Raw genomic sequence first — 8940 nt, 5'->3', positions numbered from 1 at the left:
CGGAGAAAATTCAAGTCCTATAAACCCGTTATAACCAGTTTTGTCTATAATTTCAAAAATTCTTCTATAATCCAGTTCTCCACCTATCAATTCGTGTCTTCCAGGTACTCCTGCTGTATGGAAGTGTCCTATATAGTCAATATATTTTTGTATTGTTGAAATAATGTTTCCTTCTGTAACTTGCTGATGATATATATCATAAAGAATCTTTAAGTTTTGTGAATTTATTTCTTCTAAAATATCTATTGCTTCAATAGTTTTTGCTAAAAAGTATCCTTTATGATTTACTATTGGATTTAATGGTTCCAGCAATAAAATTAAATCCTCTTCCTCGGCTATTTTTACTATCTCTTTCAATTTTTTTATAATTCTTCTTCTGGTAACCTCATTTGATTCTCCGTAAACAATATTACCTGTTGTCAGTATTAATTTTTTACAATCAAGTATTTTAGCAATTTTTGCAGTTTCAATTGCCCCTTTTATAATTTCTTCAATTTTAACTTCATCTGTAGTTAACACTCCATTTGGTTCAAAACAAAAAGTTGCTAATGTCAGACCGTTTTCTTCTTTCGCTTTTTTAATTTTTTCTATATCTTTATTTTTCCATCCCCAGAATTCAAAAGCAGGAAATCCAAGATTTTTGACCTTTTTTATTTTTTCTTCTTCAGGAATACCTCTCCAGAACATTTCTATACATACAGAAAGTTGAACTATAGTATCCTCCTTTTATTTCAAAATCTTTACAGGATATGTATTTTTTAAATACTTAACAGGAAGTTCAGACAATTTTTTCTTTAAATATTCTGTAAATTTTATTAGTCCAGGTGTTTCACTTGCTTCATGACCAAGTTCTATAATTCCAATTTTTAAATCTGAAAGACCTCTTATTGTATATTCATCCACCTCTCCTGCAATAACTGTATCAACATTATAAGACAGAATTTTATCAATAAATTTTGAGTTTATACTTAATCCTAAACCTCCAACAAGACACCCTGCTCTTCTGACTTTTTTTTCAGGTTCTGTTATTCTTAAAAACTTAACTTTGAATTTATTTTTTAATTCTTTTGCAAGATTTTTTAATATTTTATTTTCAAATTCATAAACTCTATAAAAATTTTCATTTATCAAAAGATTTCCTTCCGAAAGTTTATCAAAAACATCAAAAATAAAATTTTTATCCACTGTGTAATGTAATCTTACAAAATTGATTCTGTTTTTCTCAATAATTTCTTTTCTGTAATTACTTATAACTCCTGCACCATCTCCTTTTGCATATTCAGGTGGAAAGTATAAATCTTCATGTGAAACTATTAGATTAAATTTATTCTTCACTGTAAAATCAAGTACTTTTTTTGAAACCATCCAGCATACAACAATTCCTTTTATTTCATCATCAAAATATTTAAATCTTAAACCTTCTTCCGGTCCCATTTCTCCAAAATCTTTTTTTATAAGTTCTAAAAAATCATGTGTATTCATTTTTAAACTCTTGTTCAAAATAATATAAAAAACTTAATTTAATTAATTGTGTTCAATTTTACCATAATTTTAAAAAATAAAAAAATGATTTTTAAATTTTTTACAAAAATAAGAATAAAAAATTTTCCTAGATGATTAAATTGTCTCTTGATTTTTTTATTTTATTGAAAAAACAACTCAAATAATCTTCATCCTATTTTTAATGATATTTATAAATTCTACCTTTTAAATAATAAATTATGAAGTTTATAAGTTCTCAAATTATGAATTTATTAAGTTCTTAAGTTATGTAATTATTAAGTTATTATTATGATTCTGAAAACGGGACCCATAAACTCTTTTCTATTGTTATAACAGTGCTGTAAGAATGAAGCATTCCGTAGTTATAGCAATATATAGAGTACCATTTTATTTCTTTTTTCTTTGCAAGTTCATTCTTTATTTCATCTACCATCTCTACACTTGTTTTTTCAACAGAATGAATTTTTTTAATAAGATATGTTTGATCTTCTTCTGAGTGATATGAATAAATTGGAACAAGAGCATGTTCTTCAACTAATTCAACAATATCCTCTATGTATATATCCTTTGCAGGTTGTATCGTTAAAATAACTTTACTTAACTGTCCAAAAAGTCCACCAGGTTTATCCTTTGAAGAAGCAGGATATGTTGTTATTACAGGGATTTCAATTCTGAAAAAATTTGAAATGTTTTCTTCCGCAATTGACATTTTAGCAGCAAAAGAACAGGTATATTTAACCAGACATTTTTCTTTTGAAACAGGGGTTGTTTTTTCCACAAAGTATGGATATAAAAACATTATTTCAGCACTTGATGTTTTTAAATCCTCTACCAGATCTTTTAGAATCTCATCTATTTCTCTTATAACTTTTGTTTTTTTTCTGTGTTTGTGAAGAATATTTATAAATTTATCAATCCAAATGGGTTCAAATTCCTGCATAATCCTTGTTTTTACTGAAATGTTCGCCACTGTGTGCTGTCCCTCTTTTTCTAACTTGGAAGGAACTATTATTGGATAAGGTAAATCTTCTATTCCAACATCAACAAGAAATCTTTTTCTTTTTTCCATTTTTTATTCCTCCTTTTTTATTTCTTCTATGTAATATTTTATCATTTCCATTCTGTTTTCTTTTATAAAACAAACTTCCACATCAGATTCTTTGTCTGTTAAATAAAAAATGTCTTCTCCTTGCCTTATTTTATCCTTTATTTTTATCTCTATAAAATTCATTTCTTCACAACAGTATTTTATAAAATCTAAAATTAAGTTGTTCTTTTTCCCTGAAAATATAATTCTATCAATACCATTCAATATTCCAATATATGCCCCTATATGTTTTAAAATGTAATATCGCAATATATCTCTTGTTTTTTTATTTTTTACAACATCATCAATATCACAATTTTTGCCAAGAATAGAAGAAAAACCGCTTTTTGAAGTTAAAATTTCATGAATCTCATTCATTGTAAATCCACATACATAAAGGAAAAATATAATCTGAGAGTCCAGTTCCCCGACTGTTTTAATAGAGGGTAATCCTTCAACAGGTGTAAATCCAACCGAACTCTCTATTGCTTTGCCATTTTTTATTGTACATATATTGGGAAAATCACTTAAATATACTGAAATTACTTTATTTCCCTTTTTATTGCTAGTTTTATTTGTTTTCTCGTAAACCCATTGATGCAAAAGTCCAGAAACACCATATCTTTTTATTTTTTTCTTTACAAATTCATAAGGAAGTGCATAATTTGAAACATACTCCGGTAATGTGGAGAAAAAACCGGTATCAGAAAGAATAAAATGTTTTTTTTCTGGAAAGTTTCTATAAAATAAATCTGTCAATTCATAAAGAATTGATATTTTTTCATAAGCAAAAGGTATAATTTGAGAAAGTTTTTTTAAAAGATTTCCATTTACTTTTTGAAAAGGCTCCTTAATAATATCCCCCGTAAATTCAAAGTTGTAGATAAAAATTTCAACATTCTTTTTTTTATAAAGTTTTAGCAAATAATCTTTTTTTTCTGCATATCTTTTTCTATGATGATTTTTGGTAAATTCAATGATTTCAATTTCTGGAAATTTATTACTGAAAAACACAATCATTTAATTATCTCCTTTATTAATTTATAACCCTCCCATGCTATTACAATCTCTTCATCCGTAGGAATTACTGCAATTTTAACTTTTGATTCTTCTTTATGAATAAAATTTATCTCTTTTTCATTTATATTTTTATTTTTTTCTTTATCAATTACTATTCCAGCCCAATCCATGTTTTCACATATTTTTTCCCTTACAAGAGGATTTTTAACACCTATATCATCTGTAAAAATAAGAACATCTATACCTTTCAATAAAAATATATAACTGCTTACATATTTTTTCAATCTGTATGTATACATCTCAAAAGCAAGTTTGGCATTTTCTTTTTTCTCTTTTAAAATGGCATTTATTACATCCCTCAAATCACTTGAAAAACCAGATATACCAAGAATTCCACTCTTTTTATTAATCAGATCTATGAGTTCCTCTACGTTTATTCTGTATAAGTACATAATATAGAATAACAACATAGGATCAATATCTCCTGTTCGGGTACTCATCATCAAACCGGAATTTGGTGAATAACCCATGGAAGTATCAATGGATTTCCCATTTTTAATTGCACAGACACTTGAACCTCCTGTTCCAAGATGGCATGCAACAACTTTTAATTCATCTTTTTCAATATCCAGGTTTAGAATTTCATAGATTTTTTTTGTTACATAATAATAGGATAAGCCATGAAATCCATATTTTTTGAAACCAAATTTTTCTATAAGATTTTTTGGTAATAGATATCTTGAATGTATTTCGGGTATTGTTTTGTGAAAAAAATTATCAAAAACTACAAATTCCCGTACATCAGGATATTTCCTTCTGCAAACTTCAATGACACTCAAGGAAATTGAATTATGGATAGGAGCCAAAGGTAAACATTTTCTTAAAGTATCAATGTTTTTTTCATCTATTAAAGTATTTCCTTTAAAATAATCCCCTCCATGGACAAATCTATGCCCTATCCCATCCGGTTTAATTGAATTTTTTATTAAAAAATCTATTACTATTTCTGCTGATTCTTTATGATTTCTTAAAGAGGTTACAATTTTTTCGCATTTATCCTTGTAAGAAATTTCAATAAAAGATTCCTCGATTCCTTTAACCCCTACTCTGTGTGCTTTACCATAAAGGAAAACATTATAAATTTTTCCATCGGTTTCAAGAATTTTAAAAGTTAAAGATGAACTTCCACAATTAAAAACAAGTAATCTCATCCTTTTTATTTTCTTCTTTATCTCACAGAAGATGTAATGCTTTCTATTTATTTACTTGCTTGTATATTCAATTTTTAATTTTTCTTCAACTACTGCCTGTGCTGCTGCAAGTTTTGCAACAGGTATTCTATAAGGAGAACAGGATACATAATTCATACCAACCCTATGACAGAATTTTACACTTTCAGGGTCTCCTCCATGTTCTCCGCATATTCCAACTTCAAGTTTAGAATTTGTTTTTCTCCCCTTTTCTATTCCGATTTTAACAAGTTGTCCTACACCTATTTGATCAAGCGTCATAAATGGGTCATCTTTTAAAATTTTCTTTTCAAGATAATAGAATAAAAATTTTCCAACATCATCTCTACTGAATCCAAGGGTCATCTGGGTTAAATCATTTGTTCCGAAAGAAAAGAAATCTGCTTCTTTTGCAATTTCATCGGCAGTTAAAGCAGCACGTGGGACTTCTATCATTGTACCAACCATATATTTTATTTTTACTCCATATTTTTTCATTACTTCTTCTGCAACTCTCACGACTATTTCCTTTTGATGCTTAAGTTCTTCTACATTTCCTACAAGTGGTATCATTATTTCAGGAATTACTGTTTTTCCTTCTTTGGCAAGTTCACATGCTGCCTCCATAATTGCTCTTGCCTGCATTTCTGTGATTTCTGGATATGTTATTCCTAATCTACAACCTCTGTGACCAAGCATTGGATTGAATTCATGAAATTGTTCAACTCTTTTAAGTATTTTTTCTTTCTCTTTTATTTTTTCAGGGTCCTCTTTTCTTTCTTTCATTAAAGCAATTTCTACCATAAGTTCTTCTCTTTTTGGTAAAAATTCATGTAAAGGTGGGTCAAGAGTTCTTATAATTACAGGATAACCTTCCATTTCTCTAAATAACCCAATAAAATCTTCTTTTTGAAATGGTAAAAGTTTATCAAGTGCTTTTCTTCTATTTTCTTCTGTTTCTGCCATAATCATTTCTACAACATAGGGTAATCTTTCAGGTGCAAAAAACATATGTTCTGTTCTGCAAAGGCCTATTCCCTCTGCTCCAAATTCTCTGGCTTTTTTTGCATCTCTTGGTATATCTGCATTTGCTCTAATACCTAATTTTCTTATTTCATCCGCCCATTCCATTATTGTTTTAAATTCTCCAGTTATACCTGCTTCTATCGTAGGAACTTTGCCTATCATAACATTTCCAGTTCCTCCATCTATAGTAATCCAATCATATTCTTTAACTTCTTTTCCGCTTATAATCATAACTCCTTTATTTTCATCAATTTGTATAGCTCCACATCCAACTACACAGGGTTTTCCCATTCCTCTTGCAACTACTGCTGCATGAGAAGTCATTCCTCCTCTACTTGTTAAAATTCCTTTTGCAGTTGCCATACCATGTATATCATCAGGACTTGTTTCTTCTCTTACAAGTATTACTGGTTCTGTTTTTCCAATTTCTTCTGCCTTATCTGCTGTAAATACGATTTTTCCACTTGCAGCTCCAGGGGATGCGGGAAGTCCTTTTGCTACAGGTTCCACCTTTGCTTTTGGGTCAATTATAGGATGAAGTAATTGGTCAATTTGAGATGGTTCTACCCTCATTATTGCCTCTTCTTTTGTTATCAATCCCTCTTTTACCATATCAACCGCAATTTTAACCGCTGCAAGGGGTGTTCTTTTTCCTGTTCTTGTCTGAAGCATATATAATTTCCCTCTTTCAATAGTAAACTCAAAATCCTGGACATCTCTATAATGTTTTTCCAATCTATCAGTAATTTCTCTAAGTTGTTTATATACTTCAGGCATTTCTTTTTCAAGTTCACTTATTGGTTTTGGAGTTCTTATACCAGCAACAACATCTTCTCCCTGCGCATTTGTTAAATATTCACCGTAAAACTCTTTTTCTCCTGTTGATGGATTCCTTGTAAATCCCACACCTGTTCCTGAATCATTGCCCATATTTCCAAAAACCATAGTTACTATATTTACTGCGGTTCCGAGGTCGTCCGGAATTTTATTTAGTTTTCTGTAAGTTATTGCTCTGGGATTATTCCAAGATTTAAAAACAGCATTTATAGCCATTTTCAATTGTTCCATAGGGTCCTGAGGAAAATCTTTTCCTGTTTTTTCTCTATAAATTTTTTTATATTTTTCAACAATTTCTTTCAAATCCTCTGCATTAAGTTCCGAATCATAATGTACACCTTTTTCCTCTTTTTTTTCTTCAAGTATTTTTTCAAACTCATTTTTATCTATGCCCATAACAACATTTCCAAACATCTGGATAAATCTTCTGTAGGCATCATAGGCAAACCTTTCGTTTCCTGTACTTTCAGCAAGTCCTTTAACTGCTTCATCATTAAGCCCAAGATTTAAAATTGTATCCATCATACCAGGCATTGAAAATTTAGCACCGGACCTTACAGAAACCAAAAGCGGATTTTTAGTATCTCCAAATTTTTTACCTGTAACCTTTTCAAGTTTTTTTAAGTATTTTTTAAGTTCTTCATCAAAGTCCTCAGGAAGTTTTTCATTGTGTTGATAGTAATATTTGCACATTTCAGTTGTAATGGTAAAACCAGGAGGTACAGGAATCCCCGCGTTTGTCATTTCAGCAAGTCCTGCACCCTTTCCTCCCAGTAAATCCTTCATATCTCCTTTACCTTCTGCTTTTCCCTCTCCAAAAAAATAAATATATTTTTTCTTTTTTGTTTTTGCCATCTTTTTCCTCCTTTTAATTTAAACTATGATTTAATATTGTCTAATTTTTGTTTTAAAAGTGAACTAAATATTTTATCACAAAAATTTAGAAAAGTCAAAATTTATGTAAATATTTACTAAACCCCATTTACTTTTTTATTTTGTTATATTTTGCTTTTACTGTCAACTACACTATTTTCTTAAAGGGGTTTAAACCCCTTTAAAATCCCCAAGAGGTATCAACTCCCAAAATGGTGGCTCACCATCTCGCCACCCGTGCTAATCGGTGCTCCTTATTCGTCGCACCAGCACCCCCTCAATCTTTGAGGGGGACTTAAGGTGTTTTTATCTATTCTGGGCAAAAAACGCCAGAAAAAACACTTGGAATTTTTCAAATTCCAGTGTTTTATACCTGTGGTTGATTAATTATTTACAAATTCATATAATCTGTAACATTTATTCAAACTTTCATAATTTTTTTCTTTTTGTATGATTGATATGCCTTTTCTGTAACTTTAAGTATGTGAAGGGCGTTTTCCCAGTTATTTATTTCAGGTTTTTTTCCTCTTAAGATACAGTCTGCAAAATATTCACACTCAGCAGTGTATGGATTTATTTTCTCAAATTCAATTTCTTTAAATTCCTTTACAATATCCTTACTCTGGGTAGCATCATAGTTACTTTCTCCAAGTCCAAATATTCCTTCCATTTTTCCGCCTATACTCTGCCCTATTGTTCCTTCTGTAAGAATTGCTCCTTTACTTCCATATATTTCTAATCTTGTTTTACTTGATTCATCTGGAATACAGAAAAAACAGTCAACTGTTGCATGTGTACCCTTTGAAAATTCTATAAGAGTTGTGGAAGAATCTTCAACTTTGTAATTATGAACCTGTGTATTTACAATTGCTGAAATATATTTAATTCTGTCATTAACAAAAAATTCAAGAAGGTCATATAAATGTGTTGCCATATCAATTAAAGAACCCCCTCCACCTTTATTTGGAACCTGCCGCCATGCTCCTTCTATAGGAGGATACCAGCATGAAAGTTGACCTCTCATATATACAATTTTTCCAAGTTCCCCTTTTTCTATTAATTCTTTTATTTTTTTATGTGCCCCATGAAATTTCATCATGTAACCTTCCTGAATAAAAACACCATTTTTTTTACATATTCTAACCGCTTCTTTCCCTTCTTTTAAATTTTTGCATAAAGGTTTTTCACATAAAATATGTTTTCCATTTTCAGCAGACATTTTTATATGCTTTAAATGTAAATAAACAGGACTTGCAATATAAACTGCATTAATATCAGGGTCTTTAACAATATCTTTTTCTTTTTTATAATATTTGGGTATATTAAATTTTTTAGCAATTTCTTTTGCATTCATTATGTCCATAA

7 protein-coding genes are annotated in these 8940 nt (G+C 29.7%); all 7 read right to left on the bottom strand.

Annotated elements, in window-relative coordinates; all coding sequences use genetic code 11:
- Window positions 1-687: TIM barrel protein (locus PKV21_06520; protein ID HOM27143.1), on the bottom strand; the 687-nt coding region annotated here is incomplete at its 3' end.
- Window positions 688-726: 39 nt separating this feature from the next.
- The gene (locus tag PKV21_06515) at window positions 727-1482 is read right to left on the bottom strand and encodes a Nif3-like dinuclear metal center hexameric protein (protein ID HOM27142.1); all 756 of its coding nucleotides are present in this window, start codon (window positions 1480-1482) and stop codon (window positions 727-729) included.
- A 307-nt stretch (window positions 1483-1789) separates the two neighbouring features.
- Entirely contained in the window at window positions 1790-2572 is a 783-nt protein-coding gene (locus PKV21_06510; GenBank protein HOM27141.1) for a GTP cyclohydrolase, FolE2/MptA family, read from the bottom strand.
- A gap of 3 nt (window positions 2573-2575) precedes the next feature.
- Window positions 2576-3610 carry a hypothetical protein gene (locus tag PKV21_06505; protein HOM27140.1) on the bottom strand — a complete coding sequence of 345 codons (1035 nt, stop codon included), beginning with the start codon at window positions 3608-3610 and terminating at the stop codon, window positions 2576-2578.
- On the bottom strand, window positions 3607-4821 hold the full coding sequence (locus PKV21_06500; protein ID HOM27139.1) for an acetate/propionate family kinase: 1215 nt from the start codon (window positions 4819-4821) through the stop codon (window positions 3607-3609). Before PKV21_06500 ends, PKV21_06505 begins: the two co-directional genes overlap by 4 nt.
- Window positions 4822-4872: 51 nt before the next feature.
- Entirely contained in the window at window positions 4873-7557 is a 2685-nt protein-coding gene (ppdK, locus tag PKV21_06495) for a pyruvate, phosphate dikinase (protein ID HOM27138.1), read from the bottom strand.
- Window positions 7558-7996: 439 nt separating this feature from the next.
- Window positions 7997-8940, bottom strand: a 944-nt coding sequence (locus PKV21_06490; GenBank protein ID HOM27137.1) for a Gfo/Idh/MocA family oxidoreductase, incomplete at its 5' end; no start/stop codon positions are given.

This window comes from bacterium (assembly GCA_035371905.1).
Taxonomy (GTDB): domain Bacteria; phylum Ratteibacteria; class UBA8468; order B48-G9; family JAFGKM01; genus JAMWDI01.
This window is presented reverse-complemented; position numbering and strand designations above follow the sequence as displayed.

Bases quoted from the DNA above. Each gene is read 5' to 3' on its own strand.
- PKV21_06515 (HOM27142.1), bottom strand. From the start codon at position 1,482: ATGAATACACATGATTTTTTAGAACTTATAAAAAAAGATTTTGGAGAA.
- PKV21_06510 (HOM27141.1), bottom strand. From the start codon at position 2,572: ATGGAAAAAAGAAAAAGATTTCTTGTTGATGTTGGAATAGAAGATTTA.
- PKV21_06505 (HOM27140.1), bottom strand. From the start codon at position 3,610: ATGATTGTGTTTTTCAGTAATAAATTTCCAGAAATTGAAATCATTGAA.
- PKV21_06500 (HOM27139.1), bottom strand. From the start codon at position 4,821: ATGAGATTACTTGTTTTTAATTGTGGAAGTTCATCTTTAACTTTTAAA.
- ppdK (HOM27138.1), bottom strand. From the start codon at position 7,557: ATGGCAAAAACAAAAAAGAAAAAATATATTTATTTTTTTGGAGAGGGA.